General features: G+C 71.8%; 20 protein-coding genes. 16 read left to right on the forward strand and 4 right to left on the reverse strand.

All coding sequences use genetic code 11. The features are described 5' to 3' along the window. Window positions 1–256 (reverse strand): Rv0250c family protein (locus IE330_RS39295; protein WP_506005386.1); only part of this gene is annotated, 256 nt, incomplete at its 3' end. A gap of 467 nt (window positions 257–723) precedes the next feature. Between IE330_RS39295 and IE330_RS29800 the strand changes: the two genes are divergently transcribed. The 7 genes from IE330_RS29800 (at window position 724) to IE330_RS29830 (ending at window position 11,509) form a co-directional block, all read left to right on the forward strand. Next, window positions 724–3,138 carry an ABC transporter family substrate-binding protein gene (locus IE330_RS29800; protein WP_190139265.1) on the forward strand — a complete coding sequence of 805 codons (2,415 nt, stop codon included), beginning with the start codon at window positions 724–726 and terminating at the stop codon, window positions 3,136–3,138. A 169-nt stretch (window positions 3,139–3,307) separates the two neighbouring features. Then, window positions 3,308–5,215, forward strand: coding sequence for a translational GTPase TypA (gene typA / locus IE330_RS29805; protein ID WP_190139266.1), 1,908 nt, complete (start codon window positions 3,308–3,310; stop codon window positions 5,213–5,215). Window positions 5,216–5,711: 496 nt separating this feature from the next. Next, a complete protein-coding gene (locus IE330_RS29810) occupies window positions 5,712–7,334 on the forward strand; it encodes a peptide ABC transporter substrate-binding protein (protein ID WP_190139267.1) in 1,623 nt (540 codons plus the stop codon). A gap of 88 nt (window positions 7,335–7,422) precedes the next feature. Continuing rightward, window positions 7,423–8,352 carry an ABC transporter permease gene (locus IE330_RS29815; protein ID WP_190139268.1) on the forward strand — a complete coding sequence of 310 codons (930 nt, stop codon included), beginning with the start codon at window positions 7,423–7,425 and terminating at the stop codon, window positions 8,350–8,352. Then, window positions 8,345–9,298: an ABC transporter permease gene (locus IE330_RS29820; RefSeq protein ID WP_190139269.1), complete on the forward strand. Its 954-nt coding sequence runs from the start codon at window positions 8,345–8,347 to the stop codon at window positions 9,296–9,298. Before IE330_RS29815 ends, IE330_RS29820 begins: the two co-directional genes overlap by 8 nt. A gap of 11 nt (window positions 9,299–9,309) precedes the next feature. Beyond that, on the forward strand, window positions 9,310–10,368 hold the full coding sequence (locus IE330_RS29825; RefSeq protein WP_190139270.1) for an ABC transporter ATP-binding protein: 1,059 nt from the start codon (window positions 9,310–9,312) through the stop codon (window positions 10,366–10,368). Next, entirely contained in the window at window positions 10,361–11,509 is a 1,149-nt protein-coding gene (locus IE330_RS29830) for an ABC transporter ATP-binding protein (RefSeq protein WP_190139271.1), read from the forward strand. The genes IE330_RS29825 and IE330_RS29830 overlap by 8 nt, the downstream gene beginning before the upstream one ends. A 100-nt stretch (window positions 11,510–11,609) precedes the next feature. Here IE330_RS29830 and IE330_RS29835 read toward each other — a convergent pair whose 3' ends face one another. Together IE330_RS29835 and IE330_RS29840 are read right to left on the reverse strand one after the other, a co-directional pair. Beyond that, the gene (locus IE330_RS29835) at window positions 11,610–12,656 is read right to left on the reverse strand and encodes a methyltransferase (RefSeq protein ID WP_190139272.1); all 1,047 of its coding nucleotides are present in this window, start codon (window positions 12,654–12,656) and stop codon (window positions 11,610–11,612) included. A gap of 114 nt (window positions 12,657–12,770) precedes the next feature. After that, window positions 12,771–13,064, reverse strand: coding sequence for a hypothetical protein (locus tag IE330_RS29840; RefSeq protein WP_190139273.1), 294 nt, complete (start codon window positions 13,062–13,064; stop codon window positions 12,771–12,773). Window positions 13,065–13,237: 173 nt separating this feature from the next. Here IE330_RS29840 and IE330_RS29845 point away from each other — a divergent pair, with 173 nt between their 5' ends. The 5 genes from IE330_RS29845 (at window position 13,238) to IE330_RS29865 (ending at window position 18,887) form a co-directional block, all read left to right on the forward strand. Further along, window positions 13,238–14,860, forward strand: a complete 1,623-nt coding sequence (locus IE330_RS29845) for a peptide ABC transporter substrate-binding protein (protein ID WP_190139274.1) — start codon at window positions 13,238–13,240, stop codon at window positions 14,858–14,860. Window positions 14,861–14,929: 69 nt separating this feature from the next. Beyond that, window positions 14,930–15,853 carry an ABC transporter permease gene (locus tag IE330_RS29850; protein ID WP_190139275.1) on the forward strand — a complete coding sequence of 308 codons (924 nt, stop codon included), beginning with the start codon at window positions 14,930–14,932 and terminating at the stop codon, window positions 15,851–15,853. Continuing rightward, complete coding sequence (locus tag IE330_RS29855) at window positions 15,846–16,823, forward strand: ABC transporter permease (protein WP_190139276.1); 978 nt, start codon at window positions 15,846–15,848, stop codon at window positions 16,821–16,823. Before IE330_RS29850 ends, IE330_RS29855 begins: the two co-directional genes overlap by 8 nt. Before the next feature lie 5 nt (window positions 16,824–16,828). Further along, window positions 16,829–17,872: an ABC transporter ATP-binding protein gene (locus IE330_RS29860; RefSeq protein WP_190139277.1), complete on the forward strand. Its 1,044-nt coding sequence runs from the start codon at window positions 16,829–16,831 to the stop codon at window positions 17,870–17,872. Beyond that, window positions 17,865–18,887, forward strand: a complete 1,023-nt coding sequence (locus IE330_RS29865; RefSeq protein ID WP_190139278.1) for an ABC transporter ATP-binding protein — start codon at window positions 17,865–17,867, stop codon at window positions 18,885–18,887. Before IE330_RS29860 ends, IE330_RS29865 begins: the two co-directional genes overlap by 8 nt. A gap of 514 nt (window positions 18,888–19,401) precedes the next feature. Here the strand turns inward: IE330_RS29865 and IE330_RS29870 are convergent. After that, the gene (locus tag IE330_RS29870; RefSeq protein WP_190139279.1) at window positions 19,402–21,588 is read right to left on the reverse strand and encodes a S9 family peptidase; all 2,187 of its coding nucleotides are present in this window, start codon (window positions 21,586–21,588) and stop codon (window positions 19,402–19,404) included. A 170-nt stretch (window positions 21,589–21,758) separates the two neighbouring features. On the opposite strand from IE330_RS29870, the gene IE330_RS29875 reads away from it, so the two are divergent. The 4 genes from IE330_RS29875 to IE330_RS29890 all read left to right on the forward strand — a co-directional run bounded on the left by IE330_RS29875 (window position 21,759) and on the right by IE330_RS29890 (window position 25,854). Beyond that, complete coding sequence (locus tag IE330_RS29875; RefSeq protein ID WP_190139280.1) at window positions 21,759–21,953, forward strand: hypothetical protein; 195 nt, start codon at window positions 21,759–21,761, stop codon at window positions 21,951–21,953. Between the two features lie 105 nt (window positions 21,954–22,058). Further along, entirely contained in the window at window positions 22,059–22,967 is a 909-nt protein-coding gene (mshB, locus tag IE330_RS29880; protein ID WP_190139281.1) for an N-acetyl-1-D-myo-inositol-2-amino-2-deoxy-alpha-D-glucopyranoside deacetylase, read from the forward strand. A gap of 299 nt (window positions 22,968–23,266) precedes the next feature. Next, complete coding sequence (locus IE330_RS29885) at window positions 23,267–23,620, forward strand: DUF6113 family protein (protein ID WP_190139283.1); 354 nt, start codon at window positions 23,267–23,269, stop codon at window positions 23,618–23,620. Between the two features lie 140 nt (window positions 23,621–23,760). Beyond that, window positions 23,761–25,854 carry a hypothetical protein gene (locus IE330_RS29890; protein WP_190139282.1) on the forward strand — a complete coding sequence of 698 codons (2,094 nt, stop codon included), beginning with the start codon at window positions 23,761–23,763 and terminating at the stop codon, window positions 25,852–25,854. The last annotated feature ends 53 nt before the right edge of the window (window positions 25,855–25,907 follow it).

Here is a 25,907-nt window from a genome sequence, read left to right on the forward strand (position 1 = left end):
CCAGGGGGGCCCGGGGGGGGGGGGGGGGGGCCGGGGGGGGGGGACCGGCCGGGGGGGCGCCGGCCGGGCCGGGCGCGGCCGAGGTCGCGGCGCGCAGCAGCGCGAGGCTCTCGCGCAGGTGGTCGGTGTCCATGCGGACGCGGCGGAAGTCGACGCCCGCCAGTTCGGGACCGGCCCGCTGCCCGATCCGGTCCACGGCGTGCACCAGATCGTCGACGCAGCGCTGAATGGCCGTCAAGTCGTCCTGCAGAGCCATGGATTGCCCTCACTTCACGGGTGCGGTGGCAACGCTCATGCGCCTGCGAGTGTCGCGCGTCACATCCCGGCTTGGGAAGGGATCCGCCCGGATTCACCCGGGCGCGCCGAGCCCCACCGAAGCACACCCTCGGCGAGCGCCCCCCGGGGCCCGGGCCCGGCCCATGCAGAGGGCTTCGGGGCCAGCCCCCGTTGAGCCACCCGAGTGGCATCCGCCCCCACCCCGCCGTGTCAACCCCACCCGCCCCTCCCCGTCCCGTTCAGTGGGGGCGATAACGCAATACATGTGATCAACTCCATAATCCCGGCGAAGCGCCACAAAACCTCAGCAAACGCGCGAGAAGCCTCGGCGGACGCGCGAGAGGCCACACCCCACTCCACCCCCGCCCGCCAGGGCACAGCCCCAGCAAGGCACCGCCCGGCAGGGCAACGGCCCCGGCCGGACAGCACGCCCCGGAGGTACCCGTCATGCCCCACGACCGCGCCAGGCCGCGACCGGCCCGCCCGACGGCCACGGTCCGCTCCGCCGTGTTCCTCGTCGCCGGCGTCCTCGCGCTGCCCGCCCTCGCGGGGTGCGGCGCGGACGACGAGACGGGCGCCGCGGCGGCCGTGCAGGACATCGCGCCCGCCGCCCGCTCCCAGGTGGCCGACGGCGGCACCGTGAGGTGGGCGGTGGACGACCTGCCGGACACCTTCAACGCGTTCCAGGCGGACGCCGACGCCACCACCTCCCGGATCGCGAGCGCCGTACTGCCGTCGCTGTACCGGCTCGACCAGCGGGGCCGCGTCCAGCGCAACCCCGACTTCCTGGAGTCGGCGGAGGTCGTGGAGCGCGAGCCCCGGCAGGTCGTGCTCTACAAGCTGAACCAGCAGGCGGTGTGGAGCGACGGCCGCGAGGTCGGCGCCGACGACTTCGCCGCCCAGTGGCGCGCCCTGTCCGGCAAGGACAGCGCGTACTGGACGGCCCGCAACGCGGGCTACGAGCGCATCGAGAAGATCGAGCGCGGCGCCAACAACCTGGAGGTGCGCGTCACCTTCGCGCAGCCGTACGCCGACTGGCGCTCGCTGTTCTCACCGCTGTACCCGAAGCAGGTCATGGGCAGCCCCGACGCCTTCAACGACGGCGCGCGCGGCAGGCTGAAGGTCACCGCGGGCCCCTTCGCGTTCAAGAAGGTCGACCGGGACGCGGGCGAGGTCACGCTGCGGCGCAACCCGCGCTGGTGGGGCGACCCCACCAAGCTCGACAAGTTGGTCCTGCGCGAGGTGCCCCGCGAGCGCCGCGCCGCCGCCCTCGCCCGGGGCAAGGTCGACCTGGCGGAGGTCGACGCCGACGAGGCGGCCCGCATCGCCCTGGCCGCCCGTGAGAAGGGCGGCCAGAGCGCGCTCACGCACGGCCCCGCCGCCCGGCTGACGCCCGCGGAGGCCCTGCGCTCCTGGGCGGTCGCCCACGGCTCCGACGAGGAGGCCGCGGAGGCCGAGCTGGAGGCGCGCGAGCGGACCGAGAGGGCCGTGCGGCGGTACGCCGACGAGCAGGCGGGCCTGCGCGGCTACGTGGTCCGCAAGGCCCTCGAACCCGCCTACACCCAGCTCGCCCTCAACGGCTCCGAGGGCCCGCTCGCGGACGACCGGGTCCGCCGCGCCGTGGCCCGCGCGCTGGACCGCGAAGAGCTTGCGGAAACGGTTCTGAAGCCGCTCGGCCTGCCCGCACGGCCGGTCGGCAGCCACCTCGCCCTCGCCGGGCAGGACGCGTACGCCGACAACAGCGGCGCGCTCGGCGACCAGGACACCGCCGAGGCGCGGGCCCTGCTCGCCGACGCGGGCTGGGTCCGCGGCGGCCCGCTCTCGGACAAGTACAAGAACCGGGCCAAGGGCGGGACCGGCGACGCGGAGGACGAGACGCAGGGCGAGGGCGCGGCGGGCAGCGACGCGGCCGACGACGACGGCACGTACATCGTCGGCGAGGACGACAAGAACAGCGGCGACGCCGAGCCCGGCGAGAACAACGGCGAACCCGGCAAGGCCAACGGCATCCCCGCCAGAGACAACCCCACCGCGGACAACGGCAAACCCGGCGACCCCGGCACCTCCGTCCTCGCCCCCGCCCCCGCCGCAGCGTTCCAGCAGGCCCTCCTGGTGACCCGCCAGGCGGCCGCCCTGGCCCCGCGCCGCGAGGCCGACAAGGAGCAGCGCAAGGACCCGGGGGGCCCGGCCCGGCAGCACAAGGAGAAGCAGGCGAAGGGCGGAGCCCCCGGCGCCTACGCGCCCAAGGGCACCGCCGCCCCGGAGGGGGGCAAGGGCGCGGCGGCCGCGGGGCCCCTCGCCAAGGACGGCAAGCCGCTCACCCTCCGCTTCGTCCTGCCCTCCGGCGACGGCTCGCAGGCGCTGCGCTCGGTCGCGGACCGGATCACGCGGATGCTGGAGCGCGTCGGGGTCCGCACGGAGATCTCGAAGGTCGCCGACGAGAGCTACTTCAAGGACCACGTGGCGTCCGGCCAGTACGACATGGCGCTGTACTCCTGGCCCGGCTCCGCCTTCCCCGCCACCGACGCCCGGCCGATCTTCGCCAAGCCCGTCCCCGCCGCGGACGGCTCGCTGAACGTCGAGCAGAACTACACGCGCGTCGGCACCGACCACATCGACCAGCTCTTCGACCAGGCCCTCGCCGAGCTCGACGAGGACGAGAACCGGGAGCTGGTGCAGAAGGCGGACGCCCGCATCTGGGCCGCCGCGGGCTCCGTCCCCCTCTACCAGCGCCCCCAGCTCGTGGCGGCCCGCCCCACCCTGGCCAACGCGGGCGCCTTCGGCTTCGAGACCCCGCGCTACGAGGACATGGGCTACCTCAAGCACGGCACCCGGCCCGCCCAGGGACCCTCCCGTCGCTGACGGCGCGGTACGGCCGCGGGCCCCCGCGACGGGGGCCCGCCGAGCCGCACGCGGCGGCGGCACGTAGGATGGTGTAAGGCCGAGGCGTGTTTCCTGCCCGGCAGGGCCGCGTACCAGAAGAGAAAAGTACGCGCAGCCGTCCACCCACTCCGGGAGAAGCCCAGCTCGTATGCCCACGCGCCACGACATCCGTAACGTAGCCATCGTCGCCCACGTCGACCACGGCAAGACGACCATCGTCGACGCCATGCTGAAGCAGGCCGGTGCCTTCGCCGCGCACCAGCTCGACTCCGTCGACGACCGCATGATGGACTCGAACGACCTGGAGCGTGAGAAGGGCATCACGATCCTGGCGAAGAACACCGCCGTCAAGTACCACCCGAAGGACGGCGGCGACCCGATCACGATCAACATCATCGACACCCCCGGCCACGCCGACTTCGGCGGCGAGGTCGAGCGCGGTCTGTCGATGGTGGACGCGGTCGTCCTGCTGGTCGACGCCTCCGAGGGCCCGCTGCCGCAGACCCGCTTCGTGCTCCGCAAGGCCCTCCAGCAGCGCCTGCCCGTCATCCTGTGCATCAACAAGACGGACCGGCCGGACTCCCGCATCGACGAGGTCGTCAACGAGACCTACGACCTCTTCCTCGACCTGGACGCCGACGAGGACCAGATCGAGTTCCCGATCGTGTACGCCTGCGGCCGGGACGGCGTCGCGTCGCTGACCAAGCCGGAGGACGGCACGGTCCCGCAGGACAGCGACAGCCTGGAGCCGTTCTTCTCCACGCTGCTCCAGCACGTCCCGGCGCCGGAGTACGACGAGGACGCCCCGCTCCAGGCCCACGTCACCAACCTGGACGCCGACAACTTCCTCGGCCGCATCGCGCTGCTCCGCGTCGAGCAGGGCGAGCTGAAGAAGGGCCAGACCGTCGCCTGGATCAAGCGCGACGGCTCCATCGCCAACGTCCGCATCACCGAGCTGATGATGACGGAGGCCCTGACCCGCAAGCCCGCCGAGAAGGCCGGCCCCGGTGACATCTGCGCCGTCGCGGGCATCCCCGACATCATGATCGGCGAGACCCTCGCCGACCCGGAGAAACCGGTCGCGCTGCCGCTGATCACGGTCGACGAGCCCGCGATCTCCATGACGATCGGTACGAACACCTCGCCGCTGGTCGGCCGGGGCGGCACCGGCAAGGGCGCCGACGCCAAGGCCGCGGTCAAGGACCGCAAGGTCACCGCGCGGCAGGTCAAGGACCGTCTCGACCGCGAGCTGATCGGTAACGTCTCCCTGCGTGTCCTGGAGACGGGACGCCCGGACGCCTGGGAAGTCCAGGGCCGCGGTGAGCTCGCCCTGGCGATCCTCGTGGAGACCATGCGCCGCGAGGGCTACGAGATGACGGTCGGCAAGCCCCAGGTGGTCACCAAGGAGGTCGACGGCAAGACGTACGAGCCCGTCGAGCGCATGACCATCGACGTGCCCGAGGAGCACATGGGCGCCGTCACGCAGCTCATGGGCATCCGCAAGGGCCGCATGGACAACATGTCCAACCACGGCTCCGGCTGGGTGCGCATGGAGTTCGTCGTCCCGTCCCGCGGCCTCATCGGCTTCCGTACGGAGTTCCTGACGAACACCCGCGGCACGGGCATCGCCCACTCCATCCACGAGGGCCACGAGCCCTGGTTCGGCACGCTCCAGACGCGCAACAACGGCTCGCTCGTCGCCGACCGCTCGGGCACGGTGACGGCGTTCGCGATGACGAACCTCCAGGAGCGCGGCGTGCTCTTCGTGGAGCCCGGCACCGAGGTGTACGAGGGCATGATCGTCGGTGAGAACTCGCGCTCCGACGACATGGACGTGAACATCACCAAGGAGAAGAAGCTCACGAACATGCGGTCCTCGACCGCTGACGTGACCGAGTCCATCGTGCCGCCGCGCAAGCTCTCCCTGGAGCAGTCGCTGGAGTTCTGCCGCGACGACGAGTGCGTCGAGGTGACCCCGGAGGCCGTTCGCATCCGCAAGGTGAACCTGGACGCGCGCGAGCGCGCCCGCGCGGCGTCGCGCGCCAAGCACGGCTGAGCCGCCCGGATCGCCGCCGAGGCCGGTTTCCCCCACACAGGTGGTGCGGGGGAAACCGGCCTCGGCCGTATCCGCGGAGCGGTAGCGTGGCGCAGCGGTACACGCACCCCGCGGGCCGGCGGTACACGCATCCCACGGGCCGGCCGACGCCCCTCCGGCAACCCATTTTCGTCCCAGTGGTGTCCGCTATACGGACTGCTCTGACCGTTAGATGGGTAACACGTCCGTTTCGCAACCATCTATCTGGGATCGGTTTGTCCGGATTTTGGAAGTTGTACGGCGCAGGTGTGATTGAACCGAGACCAAAAGGGTGTGGTCGGGCCGTACCTCATGGCTAATAGTTGACCGCGTATAGCTCGGGTCAATGGGTCACGCGCTGTGGGGAGCGCCGACTCACGAGCACACTGGGGTACTCGATCTCCGTCGGCAGGGGTGTCGGCGCTGCTTCTCGTACCCCCTCTTGTAGTGAACAAGTGGACTCATGAGGAGGAACCCCATGCGTGGTGCCAAGAGCGCCAAGTGGGTCGCGATAGCCGGTGTTGTGGCCCTGACCGCCACTGCCTGTGGCGGTGGCGACGACAAGGAGAACAGCGGCAAGGTCGACCCCAAGGGGATCGTCAGCTACGCCAACGGCGAGCCGCAGAACCTGCTGCAGCCGTCCAACACCATGGAGGCGTACGGCAGCGTCGTCATCGACGCCCTCTTCACCGGGCTTGTTCACTACGACAAGCAGGGCAACATCACCTACGAGAACGCCGAGTCGGTGAAGCCGTCCCAGGGCAACAAGGTCTGGACGGTCAAGCTGAAGCCGGGCTGGAAGTTCCACAACGGTGAGCCCGTCACGGCGAAGTCCTACGTCGACGCCTGGAACTGGGCCGCCGACCCGGCCAACGGCCAGCAGAACAGTGCCTGGTACCGCGACATCGTCGGCTACGACGACGTCCACCCGGAGAAGGGCAAGGCCAAGAAGAAGGCCATGTCCGGCCTGAAGGTCGTCGACGAGAACACCTTCACCATCACGCTGAAGAACGGCATCCCGTACTACGCGTACAAGCTCGTCTACAAGCCCTTCTTCCCGCTGCCCTCGGCCGCCCTGAAGGACCCGAAGAAGTACGGCGAGGCCCCCGTCGGCAACGGCCCGTACAAGTTCCAGAAGTGGGACCGCAAGAAGCTGATCTCGGTCCGCACCTGGGACGGCTACAAGGGTGCCGACAAGCCGAAGAACGGCGGCATCGACTTCAAGGCGTACACCAAGGACACCGCGGCCTACGCCGACCTGAAGTCCGACAACGTCGACACGATGCCGATCGTCCCGAACAGCGAGCTCGCCAACTTCAAGCGGGACTTCGGCGACCGTGCCATCGAGATGGACTTCTCGGCGCTCAACACGGTCAACTTCGCCTTCTACAAGCCGCAGTGGAAGGACATCGACGTCAAGGTCCTCCAGGGCCTGTCGATGGCGATCGACCGCGACACCATTGCCAAGACGGTGTTCTACGGCACCCGTGAGTCGGCCACCGGCTGGGTCGCCAAGGGCGTGAAGGGCTACCAGGACGACGCCTGCGGCAAGTTCTGCAAGTACGACCCGAAGGCCGCCAAGGACTCGATCAAGGCCGGCGGCGGTGTCCCGGGCAACAAGATCTCCATCCAGTACAACGCCGACCAGCCGCACAAGGACTGGGTCGTCGCGGTCTGCAACTCCATCACCAAGGCGACCGGTGTGAAGTGCACCGGCGACGCGGTGACGGACTTCGCGGCCGACACGGAGATCCGTGACCAGAAGAAGGTCAAGTCGATGTACCGCTCCGGCTGGGTGCTCGACTACCCGTTCAACGGCAACTTCCTCGCCGACCTCTACGGCACCGGCGTCGACGGCAACAAGGGCGGCTTCTCGGACAAGAAGTTCGACGACCTGACCGCCAAGGCCGACAAGGCGAAGTCCATCGACGAGTCCGCCGAGCTGTACCAGCAGGCCGAGAAGGAGCTGGTCAACAGCTTCCCGGGCATCCCGCTCTGGTACAACAAGACGCTCTCCGCCTACTCGAACAACGTCAAGAAGATCGAGTTCGACCAGGCCGGTGACCCGATCCTCCACGAGGTCGAGGTCTTCGAGAAGTAGCAGTCGTCGGAGTCCGCATCCGCGAAGCGACGCCCGGTGATCCCGGGCGTCGCTTCCGGGCGGCTCCGCAATGGACGGAGGCACCACTATGGGGCGCTACGTCGCGAGGCGACTGCTCCAGATGATCCCGGTCTTCATCGGGACAACCCTGCTGATCTTCCTGATGGTCAACGCCCTTCCGGGCGACCCGGTCAAGGCGCTCTGGGGCGACAAGCCGCCGGACCCGGCGCAGGTCGCGCAGATCAAGCACGACCGCGGCCTCGACCTGCCCCTCTGGGAGCAGTACCTGCACTACATGAAGGGCCTGGTGCAGGGGGACTTCGGCAAGACCATCGCCGGCAACCGGCCCATCCTCGACGAGATCACCCAGGCGTTCCCGGTGTCCATGCGGCTCGCCGCGATGGCCTGGACGTTCGAGCTCGTCGTCGGCATCACCCTGGGCGTGATCGCCGGTGTGCGGCGTGGCCGGATCATCGACACCACGGTGACGTTCTTCACGCTCCTCGTGATTTCCGTCCCGATCTTCGTGTTCGGCCTGGGCTTCCAGCTCATCTTCGGCAACGAACTCGGCTGGGTGAAGCCCACGGTGCAGGACTCGGAGGACTTCCAGCAGTTGATGCTGCCGGCGCTCGTCCTGGGCCTGGTCGGTCTCGCCTACGTGGCACGCCTGACCCGTACCTCCATCAAGGAGAACCGGACGGCGGACTACATGCGCACCGCGGTCGCCAAGGGCCTGCCGCGCCAGCGCATCGTCACGCGCCACCTGCTGCGCAACTCCCTGATCCCCGTGGTCACGTACCTCGGTACGGACATCGGCGCCCTCATGGGCGGGGCGGTCATCACCGAGGGCATCTTCAACGTGACGGGCGTGGGCAACCTGCTCTTCCAGGGCATCGCCCGGCGTGAGGGCGCGATCATCGTCGGTGTCGTCACCGTCCTCGTCATCGTGTACCTCCTCGCCAGCCTGCTCGTCGACCTGCTCTACGCGGTCCTGGACCCGAGGATCCGTTATGCCTGACGTCACCAAGACCACGCCCGCCGAGGCGGCGGCCGAGACGCCGGTCGTCACCATGAAGCCCGCCGACGGCCGCGAGGCGGGCGGCGCCCGCAGCCTGTGGAGCGACGCCTGGCGCGACCTGCGCCGCCGGCCGCTGTTCGTGATCTCCGCCCTGCTGATCCTGCTCGTCCTGCTGGTGTCGGCCTTCCCGGGCCTGTTCACCAGCACCGACCCCGGCAGCGGCGACCTGCAGAAGCACTTCCTCGGCTCCCCCAACCTCGGCCACTTCTTCCAGGAGGACTGGTTCGGGTACGACCGCCAGGGCCGCAGCATCTACGCCCGCGTGGTGTACGGCGCGCGCAACTCCGTGATGGTCGGCGTCGGCGTGACCCTGCTCGTCACCTTCTTCGGCGGCCTGGTCGGCATGCTCGCGGGCTACTTCGGCGGCTTCTGGGACAGCCTGCTGTCCCGGATCACCGACGTGTTCTTCGGCATCCCGTTCCTGCTCGGCGCCATGGTCGTGCTCAACGCCTTCACCGACCGCAACGTGTGGGTGATCACCGGCGCCCTGGCCTTCCTCGGCTGGACGCAGATCGCCCGCGTCATGCGCGGCGCGGTCATCACCACCAAGCACGCGGACTACGTGATGGCGGCGAAGGCGCTCGGCGCGGGCACCAAGCGGATCCTGTTCCGGCACGTCCTGCCGAACGCCGTCGCGCCGGTCATCGTCGTGGCGACCATCGCGCTCGGCACGTACATCGTCGCCGAGTCGACCCTGTCCTACCTGGGCCTCGGCTTCGGCAGCGACGCGGTCTCGTGGGGCGCCGACATCTCCGACGCGACGCAGGACATCCGCAACAACCCGCACACGCTGATCTTCCCCGCCGGGATGCTGAGCATCACCGTCCTGGCGTTCATCATGCTCGGCGACGCGGTACGCGAAGCCCTCGACCCCAAGCTGCGCTGAGGGAGGCGTACGTGACGATCACAGAGAAGACCGCGGACGTCCCCGCCCCCCGCTCGGGCGAGGAGAAGAGCGGCAGGCTGCTCGACGTGAAGGACCTGCACGTCGAGTTCCACACCCGCGACGGTGTGGTCAAGGCCGTCAACGGCGTCAACTACAGCGTGGACGCGGGCGAGACGCTCGCCGTGCTCGGCGAGTCCGGCTCCGGCAAGTCCGTGACGGCGCAGGCCATCATGGGCATCCTCGACATGCCGCCCGGCAAGATCCCGCAGGGCGAGATCATCTTCCGCGGCCAGGACATGCTGAAGATGTCGAACGAGGAGCGCCGGAAGATCCGCGGCCGCAAGATCGCGATGATCTTCCAGGACGCGCTCAGCTCCCTCAACCCGGTGCTCAGCGTGGGCTACCAGCTCGGCGAGATGTTCCGGGTGCACGAGGGCCTGAGCCGCAAGGAGGCCAAGGCCAAGGCGATCGAGCTCATGGACCGGGTGAAGATCCCCGCGGCCAAGGAGCGCGTGAGCGACTACCCGCACCAGTTCTCGGGCGGTATGCGCCAGCGCATCATGATCGCCATGGCGCTCGCCCTGGAGCCGGACCTGATCATCGCCGACGAGCCCACCACGGCGCTCGACGTGACGGTCCAGGCCCAGGTCATGGACCTGCTCGCGGACCTCCAGCGCGAGTACAACATGGGCCTGATCCTGATCACCCACGACCTCGGCGTGGTCGCGGACGTGGCGGACAAGATCGCGGTGATGTACGCGGGCCGGATCGTGGAGACGGCCCCCGTGCACGAGCTGTACAAGCGCCCCGCGCACCCGTACACGCGGGGTCTGCTCGACTCGATCCCGCGGCTCGACCAGAAGGGCCAGGAGCTCTACGCGATCAAGGGCCTGCCGCCCAACCTGCTCAAGATCCCCTCGGGTTGCGCGTTCAACCCGCGCTGCCCGAAGGCGCAGGACATCTGCCGCACCGAGGTCCCGCCGCTCGTCCCGGTGACGGAGCGCGACGGCGCGGAGCTCGCGGGCCGCGGCAGCGCGTGCCACTTCTGGAAGGAGACGATCCATGGCTGAGCCGACGAAGGACGCCGTGCCGGCGGACGTCACGCCGAACGTCTCCGAGGTGGAAACGGTCGACGCGGAGACGCCCGAGGAGGCGGTGGCCGCCATCGAGGCCCCCGTCGAGCGCGGTGAGCCGATCCTCCAGGTGCGCAACCTGGTGAAGCACTTCCCGCTCACGCAGGGCATCATCGTCAAGCGCCAGGTCGGCGCGGTGAAGGCGGTCGACGGCATCTCCTTCGACCTCTACCAGGGCGAGACGCTCGGCATCGTGGGCGAGTCGGGCTGCGGCAAGTCGACGGTGGCCAAGCTGCTCATGACCCTGGAGCAGGCGACGGCCGGCGAGGTCTTCTACAAGGGCCAGGACATCACCAAGCTGTCCGGGCGCGCGCTGAAGGCGGTCCGCCGGAACATCCAGATGGTGTTCCAGGACCCCTACACCTCGCTGAACCCCCGCATGACGGTGGGCGACATCATCGGGGAGCCCTTCGAGATCCACCCCGAGGTGGCCCCGAGGGGCGACCGGCGCCGCAAGGTCCAGGAGCTCCTGGACGTGGTGGGCCTCAACCCCGAGTACATCAACCGCTACCCGCACCAGTTCTCGGGCGGTCAGCGCCAGCGCATCGGCATCGCCCGCGGCCTGGCCCTCAACCCCGAGATCATCATCTGCGACGAGCCGGTCTCGGCCCTGGACGTCTCCGTCCAGGCCCAGGTCATCAACCTGATGGAGAAGCTCCAGGACGAGTTCAACCTGTCCTACCTCTTCATCGCGCACGACCTGTCGATCGTCCGGCACATCTCGGACCGCGTGGGCGTGATGTACCTCGGCAAGATGGCCGAGATCGGCACGGACGAGCAGATCTACGACCACCCGACGCACCCGTACACGCAGGCGCTACTGTCCGCGGTCCCCGTCCCGGACCCGGAGGCCCGCGAGGGCCGCGAGCGGATCATCCTCACCGGCGACGTGCCGTCCCCGGCGAACCCGCCGTCCGGCTGCCGCTTCCGCACGCGCTGCTGGAAGGCGCAGGACAAGTGCGCGCAGGAGGTCCCGCTGCTGGCGATCCCCGAGCGGTTCGCGGGCGAGGACACCCCGGCCGCGCACGAGTCGGCGTGCCACTTCGCCGAGGAGAAGGACGTCGTGCACGCGGCGTGACGCGCGCCGGGACACCGGTTACGTCATCGGGGGCGCCCCGAGCCCGTCAACGGCTCGGGGCGCCCCCGTTTCGCGTACCGACGGCGCGCCCGGTACCGCCTCAGCCGGGCTCGGCCTCCACCAGGGCCGGGAAGCCCGGCGTGTCGAGCACCCGGGTCAGGCGGAAGCCGCCGCGCGCGAAGAGCGACGCGAACTCGTCCCTGGTCCGCTCCCTGCCCTTGAGCACCGCCATCATGGCGACGTCGAGGGTCTTGCTCAGGTCCGGGGCGTCGCCCTCGGGCATGACGGTGTCCACGACGACGAGGCGGCCCCGCGGCGGGACGACGGCCCGCACGGCGCGCAGGATGCGCAGGCACTCCTCGTCGTCCCAGTCGTGGAGGATGTGCTTCAGGAAGTAGCGGTCGCCGCCGGCCGGCACGGCGGTGAAGAAGTCGCCGCTCTCCACCCGCCACCGGCCCGCCAGGTCCGCGCCGTCCAGCCGGTGCCCGGCCACGGTCCGCTCCTGGTCGAAGAGGACCCCGGTGAGCCCCGGGTGGCGCCGCAGCACGGCCGCGAGGAGCCCGCCCTGCCCGCCGCCCACGTCCACGACGGTGCCGCTGTCGGGGAACGGGTACGTGGCCGCGATGACGTCGTCGAGCGGCCCCGACAGGGACGCCATGCCGTTGTCGAACAGCGTCTGCGTGTCCGGGTGCGCCGCCAGGTAGTCGAAGAACGGCGCGCCGTGCACCTCGTCGAAGGCCGGGCGCCCCGTCCGCACGGCCTCGTCGAGCCGCGCGCACGTACGCACCATCAGGTCGCTGGTGCCGAACAGGACCATGTCGCGCAGGGACCCGGGCGCGTCCTGGAGCAGCGCCGCGGTCGCGGTGAGCGTGTAGACGCCGGGCTCGGCCTCGCGGAAGACGCCCCGGCTCGCGAGCAGCCGCAGCACCCGGCGCAGCGGGTCGGCCCGGACGCCCGCGCGCCGGGCCAGTTCGTCGACGGCCAGCGGGCCCCGCGTCAGGTGGTCCGCGATCCGGTGCACCGCGGCGGTGCGCAGCGCGGACGCGTAGAGCGGCCCGAAGCTGAGGTCGACGACGGTGACGGCGTCCTCGGGGGTGGGGTGGGGGTCGGCGGTGTGCTCCGCCGCGGGGTCGTCCGTAGCGCTCACCGTGCGTCTCCCGTCATGTCCCGGCACGGACCTGCCCCGCCAGCGTGGCAGCACCCCTCCCGCCTGTCACGACCCTCACTCCCCCCACCCGACGAAGACCGGCCACGTCCCTCTTCAGCCCCGCGCGTACCTCCGGAACCCGGAGGTGTCCACGGTCCAGGGTCCGAAGGCCACCTGGTCGCCGAAGATGTAGGGCTCCTTCTTCCCGTAGTGGGTCCCGCAGGGCTCGGAGTGCACCTCTACGGTGCCTCGCCGCGGGTCGACGACCTGATCGGTGACGCGCCGGACCGTCCCCGCGTGGCGCAGAGAGGGGTGTCGCATCGCCAGGAGCGGGCCCGACGGCCCGATCTCCACGGTCCAGGAGCCCTCCAGGCCCTCGGCGACGGCGCGCTTCCTCGCGTAGTCCACGGGGCGCACTGTAACGAGCGGCTCCGCCCGGGGGCATCCCGGGCAGCGGCGCCCCCGCCAGCGGGAGGCCTCCCTCGTACGGCCGGGCCCGATGTGCCGCTTGTCCCTTGTGCCGCGATATTGGGCGGTATCACGCGCATCAAGCGCGGGCCGAGCAGGTGAGGAGGCACCCCATGCGTGGAGCCACGCACGCCAAGTGGGCCGCGGGCGCGGTGGCGGTCGCCGTCGCGGCGGCGGGCTGCGGCGGGGGGAGCGGCGGCGGTGACGGCTCCGGGGTGGTGCGGTCCTCCTGGGGGGACCCGCAGAATCCGCTGGAGCCCGCGAACACCAACGAGGTGCAGGGCGGCAAGGTCCTCGACATGATCTTCCGGGGGCTCAAGCGGTACGACCCGAAGACCGGCGAGGCCAAGGACATGCTCGCGGAGTCGATCGAGTCGAAGGACTCGCGGAACTTCACCGTGAAGATCAAGGACGGGTGGACGTTCGGCAACGGCGAGGCCGTCACCGCGAAGTCGTTCGTGGACGCGTGGAACTACGGGGCGCACCTGAGGAACAACCAGAAGAACGCCTACTTCTTCGCCTACATCGAGGGCTACGACAAGGTCCACCCGGAGAAGGGCGACGCCACCGCCGAGACCCTGTCGGGGCTGAAGGTCGTCGACGGGCGGACCTTCACGGTCAGGCTCACGCAGAAGTTCTCCACCTGGCCCGAGACCCTCGGCTACCCGGCCTTCGCGCCGCTGCCCAAGGCCTTCTTCGACGACCGCGCGGGCTGGCTGGCCAAGCCCGTCGGCAACGGCCCGTACGCCGTGCGGTCGTACCGCAAGGGTTCCACGATGGAGCTGCGGAAGTGGGACGGGTACAAGGGGGAGGACAAGGCGCGGAACGGCGGCGTGGACCTGAACGTCTACACCGACAACAACACCGCCTACACCGACCTCATGGCCGGCAACCTCGACCTCGTCGACGACGTGCCCGCGGCCCAGCTCAAGAACGTCAGGAGCGACCTCGGCGACCGCTACATCAACACCCCCGCCGGGATCATCCAGACGCTCGCCTTCCCCTTCTACGACCGCGCCTGGACCAAGCCGGGCGCGGAGAAGGTCCGCCGGGGCCTCGCCATGGCGATCGACCGGGAACAGATCACCGAGACGATCTTCCGCAAGACGCGGACGCCCGCCAAGGACTGGACCTCGCCCGTGCTCGGCGAGGACGGCGGCTACAGCGACAGCGTCTGCGGCGACGCCTGCCGCTACGACCCGGAGCAGGCCAGGAAGCTCGTCCGGGAGGGCGGCGGCATCCCCGGTGGCACGCTGAAGATCTCGTACAACGCCGACACCGGCTCCCACAAGGAGTGGGTGGACGCCGTCTGCAATTCCATCAACCGGGCCCTCGGCAACGACAGGTCCTGTACCGGCAACCCCATCGGCACCTTCGCCGACTTCCGCAGCCGCGCCTCCCGGCAGAAGCTGGACGGCGCCTGGCGCGCGGGCTGGCAGATGGACTACCCGCTGATCCAGAACTTCCTGGAGCCGAACTACTTCACCGACGCCCCGTCCAACGACGGCAAGTACTCCGACGAGCGGTTCGACAAGCTCGTCAACGAGGCCAATGCCGAGACGGACACCGTGAAGGCCGTCGGGAAGTTCCAGGACGCCGAGAAGATCCTCGCCGAGGACATGCCCGCCATCCCGCTCTGGTACCAGAACGGCAGCGCCGGCTACTCGGACCGGGTCTCGGACGTCGCGCTGAACCAGTTCAGCGTGCCCGTCTACGAGCAGATCAAGGTCGACTGAGCCGCGCGGGGCGGCCCCCGGCCCGGACGGCGTCCGGGCGGCCGCTTCCCTACCCTCCGGAGCCAGCCCATGGGGCGTTACGTGATCCGGCGCCTGCTGCAGATGATCCCGGTCTTCTTCGGCGCCACGCTGCTGATCTTCCTGATGGTGCACGTGATGGGCGACCCCGTCGCGGGCCTGTGCGGCGACCGCAGGTGCGACCCCGCGACCGCCGCCCGCCTGAAGCGGGAGTTCGGCCTCGACAAGCCCGTGTGGCAGCAGTACGCGACGTACATGGGGAACGTCTTCACCGGCGACTTCGGGACGGCGTTCAACGGGCAGAAGGTCACCGAGCTGATGGCGAGCGCGTTCCCCGTCACCATCCGGCTCACGCTCGTCGCCGTCGCCTTCGAGATCGTCATCGGCATCACCCTCGGCGTGCTGACCGGCCTGCGCCGCGGCAGGCCCGTCGACACGACGGTGCTGCTGCTCACCCTCGTCGTCATCTCCGTCCCGACGTTCGTCACCGGCCTGCTGCTGCAACTGCTGCTCGGCGTCGAGTGGAACGTCATCAAGCCCTCCGTGTCCCCGCGCGCCACCGTGGACGAGCTGCTCGTGCCCGGGCTCGTGCTCGCCTCCGTCTCCCTCGCCTACGTCACCCGGCTCACCCGCACCTCCATCGCCGAGAACCGCCGCGCCGACTACGTCCGCACCGCCGTCGCCAAGGGCCTGCCCCGGCGCCGCGTCATCACCCGGCACCTGCTGCGCAACTCCCTCATCCCCGTCGTCACCTTCATCGGCACCGACGTGGGCGCGCTCATGGGCGGGGCGATCGTCACCGAGCGGATCTTCAACATCCACGGTGTGGGCTACCAGCTCTACCAGGGCATCCTGCGGCAGAGCACCCAGACCGTCGTCGGCTTCGTGACCGTGCTCGTCCTGGTCTTCCTGGCCGCCAATCTCGTCGTCGACCTCCTGTACGCCGTACTCGACCCGAGGATCCGCTATGCCTGACCCGCACGAGCAGGACGGGGCCGTCGCCGGGACCGGCGCGGGCGGGGCGATGGACCTCGCCGCCGACGAGGCCGCCGCGGTCACCGCCGGCGGCCCCACCGGCGGCCCGGACGGCGCCACCGCGCCCGCCCGCAGCCTGTGGTCCGACGCCTGGCACGACCTGCGCCGCAACCCCGTCTTCCTCGTCTCGGCGCTGATCATCCTCTTCCTGGTCGTCATCTCCCTGTGGCCCTCCGCGATCGCCACCGGCGACCCGCACGACTGCGACCTCGCCCGCGCCCAGGACGGCTCCTCGCCCGGCCACCCCTTCGGCATCGACGGCCAGGGCTGCGACGTCTACACCCGCACCGTGTACGGCGCCCGCGCCTCCGTCACCGTCGGCGTCTGCGCCACCCTCGGCGTCGGCCTCCTCGGCAGCGTCCTCGGCGGGCTCGCCGGGTTCTTCGGCGGCGCCTGGGACGCGATCCTGTCCCGGGTCACGGACGTCTTCTTCGCCATCCCGGTCGTCCTCGGCGGCCTGGTGCTCCTGTCCGTCGTCACCTCCGACACCGTCTGGCCCGTCATCGGCTTCATGGTGCTGCTCGGCTGGCCGCAGATCTCCCGCATCGCCCGCGGCTCGGTCATCACGGCCAAGCAGCACGACTACGTCCAGGCGGCCCGCGCGCTCGGCGCCTCCCCCACGCGGATGCTGCTGCGCCACATCGCGCCCAACGCCGTCGCACCCGTCATCGTCGTCGCCACCATCGCGCTCGGCACGTACATCGCCCTGGAGGCCACGCTGTCCTACCTCGGCGTCGGGCTGAAGCCGCCCACCGTGAGCTGGGGCATCGACCTGTCCGCCGCGTCCCCGTACATCCGCAACGCCCCGCACATGCTGCTGTGGCCCGCGGGGGCCCTCGCGGTCACCGTGCTCGCGTTCATCATGCTCGGCGACGCGGTGCGCGACGCCCTCGACCCCAAGCTGAGGTAGGCGCCATGGCAACCCCGCTGTCCCCGGCATCCCCGGCCCCGGCGCCCGCCGCGCCTGCCCCGCTGCTCGACGTGCGCGACCTGCACGTGGAGTTCCGTACCCGGGACGGCGTCGCCAGGGCCGTCAACGGCGTCGACTACAGCGTCGCCGCGGGCGAGACGCTCGCCGTGCTCGGCGAGTCGGGCTCCGGCAAGTCGGTCACCGCCCAGGCGATCATGGGCATCCTGGAGGCGCCGCCGGGCCGCGTCACCCGCGGCGAGATCCTCTTCCAGGGCCGGGACCTGCTCAAGCTCACGGAGGAGGAGCGGCGCAAGGTCCGCGGCGCGGGCCTCGCGATGATCTTCCAGGACGCGCTCAGCGCCCTGAACCCGGTGCTCAGCGTCGGCGACCAGCTCGGCGAGATGTTCGTCGTGCACCGGGGCATGTCGCGCAAGGACGCCCGCGCCCGGGCCGTGGAGCTGATGGACCGGGTGCGCATCCCCGCCGCCAGGGAGCGCGCCGGGCAGTACCCGCACCAGTTCAGCGGCGGCATGCGCCAGCGCATCATGATCGCCATGGCGATGGCGCTGGAACCGGCGCTGATCATCGCCGACGAGCCGACGACCGCCCTCGACGTCACGGTCCAGGCCCAGGTCATGGACCTGCTCGCCGAGCTCAAGGGCGAACTCGACATGGGCCTGATCCTCATCACCCACGACCTCGGCGTCGTCGCGGACGTCGCCGACACCATCGCCGTGATGTACGCGGGCCGCATCGTGGAGAAGGCCCCCGTCCACGAGCTCTACCGGGCCCCCGCCCACCCCTACACCCGCGGCCTCCTCGCCTCCATCCCACGGCTCGACCACAAGGGCAGGGATCTCTACGCCATCAAGGGCCTGCCGCCCAGCCTCCTGCGCGTCCCGCCCGGCTGCGCCTTCCACCCGCGCTGCCCGATGGCCCGGGACGTGTGCCGCACGGAGGTGCCGCCGCTCGCCCGGGTCACGTACGAGGGGTTCGCGGGGGAGCGGCGCAGCGCCTGCCACTTCTGGAAGGAGTGCCTCCGTGGCTGAGCCCATCCTGGAGGTGCGGGGCCTCGTCAAGCACTATCCGCTCACGCGGGGCATCGTGCTCAAGAAGCAGGTCGGCGCCGTCAAGGCCGTCGACGGCGTGGACTTCGACCTCGGCCGCGGCGAGACCCTCGGCATCGTCGGGGAGTCCGGCTGCGGCAAGTCCACCGTCGCCAAGCTCCTGGTGAACCTGGAGCGGCCCACGGCGGGCGTGATCCGCTTCAAGGGCGAGGACGTCACGAAGCTGTCCGGCCGCGCCCTGCGGGCGGTCCGCCGCAACATCCAGATGGTCTTCCAGGACCCGTACACGTCCCTCAACCCCCGGATGACCGTCGGCGACATCGTCGGCGAGCCCTACGAGATCCACCCCGAGGTCGCGCCGAAGGGCTCCCGGCGCAAGAAGGTCCAGGAGCTCCTCGATGTGGTCGGCCTGAACCCCGAGTACGTCAACCGCTACCCGCACCAGTTCTCCGGCGGGCAGCGGCAGCGCATCGGCATCGCCCGCGGGCTCGCGCTGCGGCCGGAGGTCATCGTCGCCGACGAACCCGTCTCGGCCCTCGACGTCTCCGTCCAGGCGCAGGTCGTGAACCTCCTGGAGCGGCTGCAGAGCGAGTTCGACCTGTCGTACGTGTTCATCGCCCACGACCTGTCGATCGTGCGGCACATCTCCGACCGGGTCGGGGTCATGTACCTCGGGCGGATCGTCGAGACCGGCACGGAGGAGGAGATCTACGAGCACCCCACGCACCCCTACACCCAGGCGCTGCTCTCCGCCGTGCCCGTGCCGGACCCCGCGGCGCGGGAGCGCCGGGAGCGCATCCTCCTCAGCGGGGACGTGCCCTCCCCGGCGAACCCGCCCTCGGGGTGCCGGTTCCGTACGCGGTGCTGGAAGGCTCGGGAGCGGTGTGCGCTGGAGGTGCCCGCGCTGGCCGTTCCGGCGGAGTTCCGGCTGATGTCGGGGCCGGTGGCGCATGATTCGGCTTGTCACTTCGCGGAGGAGCGGCACGTGGTGCCCTGACCCGCGCGGGTCAGGGCACCGGCTGCACCGGGGGCCGGCCGCCCCCGGGCCCTCACCCTCCTCATCTGGGGCTCCGCCCCTTTCCCCCTTCTGTTGGCGCTCCGCGCCTCGTCCTCAAACGCCGGACGGGCTGAAAGTTCCTCGTCTCGCCGTCGTCGGCCGGACGGGCTGAAATGTCCTCGTCTCGCCGTCGTCGGCCGGACGGGCTGAAATGTCTTCGTCTCGCCGTCGTCGGCCGGACGAGCTGGGATGTCCCCGTGTCGCTGTCGTCGACCGGTTGGGCTGGGGTGGCCTTGTCTCGCTGTCGTTGGGTGTCCGTCAGCCGACGACGGCGCGCGGCGGGCACTCCCAGCCCGTCCGGCGTTTGAGGACGAGGCCGCAAGGCCGATGAAAGGGCGGGTGGGTGGGGAACGCACCGGCAGGTGACGACGGCGGGACGCGGGACGCATCCAGCCCGTCCGGCGTTTGAGGACGAGGCCGTCAGGCCGATGGGGGCGGGTGGGTGGGAGCGGGGTTACAGGTTGAGGGCGCGCTTGAGGAAGTCGACCTGGAGCAGGAGGAGGTTTTCCGCCACCTGTTCCTGAGGGGTCATGTGGGTGACGCCGGAGAGGGGCAGCACCTCATGCGGGCGGCCCGCCGCGAGGAGGGCGGAGGACAGCCGCAGGGAGTGCGCGACGACCACGTTGTCGTCGGCGAGGCCGTGGATGACGAGCATCGGCCGGTGCGGCTCGGCCGGGTCGACGAGCCCGTCGTCGGCGACGAGGGAGCTGGTGCGGTAGGCCTCGGGCGCGGTGCGCGGGTCGCCCAGGTAGCGCTCCTGGTAGTGCGTGTCGTACAGCCGCAGGTCCGTGACCGGCGCCCCGACCACCGCCGCGTGGAACACGTCGGGGCGGCGCAGCACCGCCATCGCCGAGAGGTAGCCGCCGAACGACCAGCCGCGGATGGCCACGCGGTCCAGGTCGAGCGGGAAGCGCTCGGCGAGGGCGCCCAGCGCCTCCACCTGGTCGTCGAGGGTCCGCGTCAGATCGCCCTTGATCGCCTTCTCCCAGGCGGGGGAGCGGCCCGGCGTGCCCCGCCCGTCGGCGACGACGACCGCGAAGCCCTGGTCGGCGAACCACTGGGAGGTGAGGAAGGCGTTCCGCGAGGCGAGGACCCGCTGGGCGTGCGGGCCGCCGTACGGGTCGAGGAGGACGGGCAGGCGGACCCCGGAGGCCGGGTCGTACCCCGTGGGGAGCAGGACGGCGCACGGGATGCGTCGCGCGCCTGCCTCGGTGAGCGTCACGCGCGGGGTGAGCCCCGGCTGCTGCGCGTGCGAGGCGACGGTCGCCGTCTGCTTGCCGTCGCGCAGGACCCGGATGCGGGCACCGGCGTGGTCGAGCGTGGCCGAAACCAGCACCGTCACCGCACCGGCCCGCACCGCCGAGTGCACCCCCGGCTCCGGCGAGACCCGCTCCACGCCGAGCTCGTTGACGCGGTACACGTGCACCTCGCCGAGCTCCGGGTCGGCGGCCTCCGCGCCCGCGGACGCCGAGATCAGGACCGAGTCGTCGGTCACGTCGAGCACGGCGCGGACGTGCAGGTGCGGCCCGGTGAGCGGGCGTTCGCCGACCGCGAGGACCCGCGCGCCGCCCTCGTCCGCGATCCGCACGAGCTGCCCGCTGGGCGACCAGCACGGCACCCCGGGGAACAGTTCCAGCCAGTCCTCGTCCTCGTCGGCGTGCACCATCCGGGTCGTGCCGCCGTCCGGGTCCACGGCCAGGTACAGCACGCCGCGCTGGTCCCGGGACTGCACGAGCAGCAGCGGCGCCCCGTTCGCCGACCAGTGCACCCGCGCCAGGTACGGGTAGCGCTCGCGGTCCCAGACGACCTCCGTGCGCGCGCCGTCCAGGCCGAGGACGAAGAGCCGCACCTCCGCGTTGGGCGTGCCCGCCGCCGGGTACGCGACCTGCTCCGGCTCCCGGTCCGGGTGCGCCGGGTCGGCGATCCACCAGCGCCGCACGGGCGCGTCGTCGACCCGCGCCACCAGCAGCCGGTCCGACTCCGGCGACCACCAGAAGCCCCGGGAGCGGGACATCTCCTCGGCCGCGATGAACTCCGCGAGCCCGTACGTCACGGTCCCCGCCTCGGGCTCGGCCAGGGCCCGGTCCCCCTCGCCCTCGGCCCCCACGACGCGCAGCGCGCCCCCGGAGACGTACGCGATGTGGCGGCCGTCCGGCGACGGGCGCGGGTCGAGCACCGGCGCGGGCACCGGCAGCTCACGGGCCGTGCCCGCGCGCAGCTCCGCGGCGAACAGCCGGCCCGAGAGCGCGAAGGCCGCCAGCTCCACCGCCGCGTCCGTGGCGTAGCCGACGACCCCGGCGCCGCCCTCGCGGCTGCGCTCGCGCCGGGCCCGCTCGGCGGCGGAGAGCCGCTCCTCGCCGTCGCCGAGCAGCGCCCGCGGGTCGGCGGCGACGCGCTCCACGGCTGTCCCGTCCGCCGGGATGTCGAGGACCCACAACTGGTGCGTACGGTCCGTGCCGGACGCGGAGCGGACGAAGACGACGCGGGAGCCGTCCGGCGCGACGGTGAACGCGCGCGGCGTGCCGAGGGTGAAGCGTTGCGTGCGGGCGTGCAGGCGGGGGAAGGACGGCCGCCGCGCCGCGTCGTCCGAGGGGGCCGCGAGGGCCGACGGCTCGCCGTTTCCGGTGATTTCGGTGGTCATCCCCTGAGCCTAGGCGGGATGCGCCCCCCGTGTTTCGGTGCTTCGACTCATGCCATTCCACGGATAGTTATGATCCGTAGCGCGTGGTGGGTATGACCTTGGCGGCACGGGTGGGTAGGACACCGCCGGCAAGGCTTGGGGTGCGGCTAGGAAGTGGGAGGTGAACCGGCGTGGTGCTCTCGGTCTCGGTGGTGCTGCTGCTGGCCATCATCGTGGTCATGCTGGTGCGGAAGCAGGGGCTCAAGACGATCCACGCGATCGTCTGCGTCCTGCTCGGGTTCTACCTGGCCAGCTCGTCGATGGCTCCGACCATCGACGAGTTGTCGACGAACCTGGCGGGAGTCATCGAGGACATCAGGTTCTAGTCGCCCCGCGCGTCCGCCCCCGTGCCACCGGCCCCGGCCGGCGCCACGGGGGCGGACGCGCGGTACGCGCGCGGAGCGGGTGCGCCGGGCTCGTAGGCTGTTCCCATGACGGAACCGCCCGCCCGGCGCCTGCTGCTCGTGCACGCGCACCCCGACGACGAGTCGATCAACAACGGCGCCACCATGGCCGCGTACGCGGCCGACGGCGCCGCCGTCACGCTGGTGACCTGCACGCTCGGCGAGGAGGGCGAGGTCATCCCGGCGGAGCTCGCGCACCTCGCCGCCGACCGCGAGGACACGCTCGGCGCGCACCGCGTCGGCGAACTGGCCGCCGCCATGAAGGAGCTCGGCGTCGCCGACCACCGCTTCCTCGGCGGCACCGGGCGCTACCGCGACTCCGGGATGACGGGCACCGAGCAGAACCACCGGCCCGGCGCCTTCTGGGCCGCCGACGTGGACGAGGCCGCCGCGCACCTCGTCGAGGTGATCCGCGAGGTGCGCCCGCAGGTGCTCGTCACCTACGACCCCGACGGCGGCTACGGCCACCCCGACCACATCCAGGCCCACCGCGTCGCCATGCGCGCCGTCGACCTGGCGGGCGAGGCCGCCTTCCGCGCCGACCTGGGCGCACCGCACACGGTCGCCAAGGTCTACTGGAACCGCGTGCCGCGCTCGGTCGCCGAGGAGCGCTTCCGCGACCTCGCCGCCGCCCTGCCCGACTCGCCCTGGACGGCGACCGCGACCGTGGCGGACGTGCCCGGCGTCGTCGACGACGCGCGCGTCACCACGGAGATCGACGGGCGCGCCCGCGCGGGCGCCAAGGCCGCGGCCATGCGGGCCCACGCGACCCAGATCGAGGTGCGCGAGCCGCTGTTCGCGCTGTCGAACGGGCTGGCCCAGCCGATCCTCGACATCGAGTACTACGAGCTGGTGCGCGGCGCGTCGGGCGCCGCGCCCGGAGCGCGCGAGACCGACCTGTTCGCGGGCCTCGACCTGGAAGGGGCGCACCGGTGAGCACGCGATCCAGAGCCTCGTCGTCCGCGGAGTCCCCCGAGCCCGCGAAGTCGCCGAGGGCCGCGAAGGCCGCGAAGACCGCGGGATCCGCCGGGTCTGCGAAGTCCGCGGGGTCTGCGAAGGCCGCGCAGGCCGCCGGGCCTGCGAAGGCCGCCGCGTCGCCCGCCGCCTCGGCCAAGGCGCCCGGCTCCGCCAGGGCCGCACGGTCCGGGGCCGGTTCCGGTTCCGGTTCCGCCAAGGGCGCCGCCACCGCCGCCGCGCCCGGGGGCTGGCTCGCGCAGCCGTTCCGCCCCGGCCGCCTGGTGGCGTACGTCGCGCTGTTCCTGCTGGGCGCGGTCGTCGGCGTCGCGGGCGCCCTCGTCCAGGGCGGCTGGTTCCCGGGCGGCCTGCTGCTCGCCCTGGCCGGGGCGGCCGGTGCCTTCCACGGCGGCTCCCGCGCCACCGGCAACCGCGCCGGGGCCCTCGCGCCCGCCGCCGGATGGCTCGTCGCCGTCATGCTGCTCACGGCGACCCGCCCGGAGGGCGACTTCGTGTTCGGAGCCGGACTCGGCTCGTACGCCTACCTGCTCGGTGGTATGGGTGTGGCTGTGATGTGTGCCACGCTCTGGCAGCAGTCGCAACCAGGTGGGTACAACGCCCGACTTGGCAAGTGACGTACCACTTGGGCCCGTGTCCCGCCGGGGTTTGACACCGGTCAGGGGATACCCGCCGACGGCGGCCAGTATGGTGGTGCGCGCCGCCGAGCCGCCCGAGTGGTCGAGACGGGCGGCGGAGCCAACCAGGAGAACCTGCCTTGAGTCGTGAAACTGACAGTTCGTCCTCCGGTCCTCACGGGCGCGCGGGAGCCGCGTACCCGTCGGGGACGCCGCCGTACGGCTCGCCCGCGCAGGGCGCCGGTCCCGGCGGTGCGGACGGCGCCGGGCTCGGGTCCGGCGACCGACGGCCCGACGAACCGAAGACCGAGACCACGCTGACCACCCGTATCCGGATCAACATCCCCGGATCGCGGCCCATCCCGCCCGTCGTGATGCGCACGCCGGTCGGGGACGGCGACGGGGACAGAGGCACGGAACCGCAGGGGCAGGACGACACGGGGGCCGGTACGGGCCTCCTTGGCAAGGCCTCGCCGCTGCCCACGCGCACGCCCTCGGCCTCCGGTGCCCCGGCGGCCGGCGGTTCCGCGCCCGCCGACGGGCCGCGCGCGGCCGCGGGCCGCCCGCAGGGCCCGGCCTCCGGCGACGACGGCAAGGAACCGGCGAGCGACTGGTTCGCGCCGCGCAAGAGCCCGGCCAAGGGCCCGTCCACACCTTCCTCCCCGGCTCCCTCTTCGAGCACCGGTTCGGGCGACTCCGGTTCGGGCGGCTTCGACGTGTCCGCCGCCGTGGCCTCCGGGCCGCTCGGCTCCGGCGACGAGCCGCGCCGCGACGACCTGCCGTACTACGGCCAGGGCGGCGACCAGCCCGCCGGGCCCACCGGGGGACCGGTGACCGGTGACGGGCCGATGATGACGCCCGAACCGCAGGACGGGCCAGGACCGTTCGCGGGCGGCCCCGGTGGCGCGGGCGCCCCGGGCGGATTCGGCGGCCCGGGTGGCCCCGGCGGCCCGGCGGGTCCCGGTGGTCACGGTGGTCCGGCGGGTCCCGGTGGCCCCGGGCGCCTCAGCGACGACACCGCCATCCTCACGCCGCAGAAGCCCGCCGGCGGCCCGGGCGGCCCCGGCTCCACCCGTCCGCCCGCCCCCGGCGGCCCGGGCGGTCCCGGCGGCCCCGGTGGCCCCGGTGGCAACGTCTCGGGCGACACCCTGACCAGCGGCATCCCGGTCGTGCCGCCCACGCAGAACACCCCGTTCGCGCCGGGCGCCTCCCGGGACGAGCCCGCGGCGCCCAAGCCGCCCGCGCCCGCGAAGCCGGCCGCCAAGTCGGCCCCCGCGCCCAAGAAGAAGGGCCGCAACAAGCTGGTCCTGCTCGCCGGCGTGGCCGTGGTCCTCGGCTGCGGCGCGTACGGCGCGGGCCTGCTGATGAACCACGCCGACGTCCCCAAGGGCACCACCGTCCTCGGCGTCGACATCGGCGGCGGCACCCGCGACGAGGCCGTCAAGAAGCTCGACGCGGCGCTCGGCGAGCGCGTCAACAAGCCGCTCAAGCTGACGGTCGGCGGCGACACGGTCACCCTCAAGCCGGACCAGGCGGGCCTCACCCTGGACAGCCAGGCCACGGTCCGCGCCGCCGCGGGCAGCGACTACAACCCCGTGTCGGTGATCGGCGGCCTGTTCGGCGGCGAGCGCGTCGTCGAGCCGGAGATGCCCGTCGACGAGGAGAAGCTGGCGGCCGCCCTGGAGCGCGCCGCGGGCGGCTCCGGCTCGGCCAAGGAGGGCTCGGTCAAGTTCGTGCCCGGCAAGGCCGTCCCCGTGTACGGCAAGGCGGGCAAGGGCATCGACGCCGAGAAGGCCACGGACGCGGTCGCGAAGGCGTACAAGAAGCAGGTCGAGACCGGCAGCGCGGGCAGCGTCGCCGTGCCCGTCACGAACCGCAGCCCGCAGGTCTCCAACGCCGAGGTCGACCGGTTCATGAGGGAGTTCGCCAAGCCCGCCATGTCCGCCAACGTCATCGTCAAGGCGGGCGGCCGGTCGATCCCGCTCGGCCCGGCCAGGTCACTGCCGAAGGTCCTCGGCGTGAAGGTCATCAACGGCGGCAAGCTCCAGGAGACGTACGACCTCCAGGCGCTCAAGACCCTGTACGGCAACATCTTCGACGGCGTCCTGGTCCAGCGCGGCAACGGCGACAAGACGCCGGTCCAGCCGACGGACGTGGCCCAGGCCATGGGCAAGGCGCTCAAGGGCAAGACGCCCGCCGAACGGATCGGCGTGATCGAGACCGACGCCGACTGAGGCCCGTGAGCTGCTGACGGCGCCGGGCGGGTCCAGGACTCCTGGACCCGCCC

The sequence above is a fragment of the Streptomyces longispororuber genome (assembly GCF_014656095.1).
GTDB classification, from domain to species: Bacteria; Actinomycetota; Actinomycetes; order Streptomycetales; family Streptomycetaceae; genus Streptomyces; species Streptomyces longispororuber.

Bases quoted from the DNA above. Each gene is read 5' to 3' on its own strand.
- mshB (WP_190139281.1), top strand. From the start codon at position 22,059: ATGACGGAACCGCCCGCCCGGCGCCTGCTGCTCGTGCACGCGCACCCC.
- IE330_RS29870 (WP_190139279.1), bottom strand. From the start codon at position 21,588: ATGACCACCGAAATCACCGGAAACGGCGAGCCGTCGGCCCTCGCGGCC.
- typA (WP_190139266.1), top strand. From the start codon at position 3,308: ATGCCCACGCGCCACGACATCCGTAACGTAGCCATCGTCGCCCACGTC.
- IE330_RS29800 (WP_190139265.1), top strand. From the start codon at position 724: ATGCCCCACGACCGCGCCAGGCCGCGACCGGCCCGCCCGACGGCCACG.
- IE330_RS29815 (WP_190139268.1), top strand. From the start codon at position 7,423: ATGGGGCGCTACGTCGCGAGGCGACTGCTCCAGATGATCCCGGTCTTC.
- IE330_RS29855 (WP_190139276.1), top strand. From the start codon at position 15,846: ATGCCTGACCCGCACGAGCAGGACGGGGCCGTCGCCGGGACCGGCGCG.
- IE330_RS29820 (WP_190139269.1), top strand. From the start codon at position 8,345: ATGCCTGACGTCACCAAGACCACGCCCGCCGAGGCGGCGGCCGAGACG.
- IE330_RS29830 (WP_190139271.1), top strand. From the start codon at position 10,361: ATGGCTGAGCCGACGAAGGACGCCGTGCCGGCGGACGTCACGCCGAAC.
- IE330_RS29850 (WP_190139275.1), top strand. From the start codon at position 14,930: ATGGGGCGTTACGTGATCCGGCGCCTGCTGCAGATGATCCCGGTCTTC.
- IE330_RS29860 (WP_190139277.1), top strand. From the start codon at position 16,829: ATGGCAACCCCGCTGTCCCCGGCATCCCCGGCCCCGGCGCCCGCCGCG.
- IE330_RS29810 (WP_190139267.1), top strand. From the start codon at position 5,712: ATGCGTGGTGCCAAGAGCGCCAAGTGGGTCGCGATAGCCGGTGTTGTG.
- IE330_RS29845 (WP_190139274.1), top strand. From the start codon at position 13,238: ATGCGTGGAGCCACGCACGCCAAGTGGGCCGCGGGCGCGGTGGCGGTC.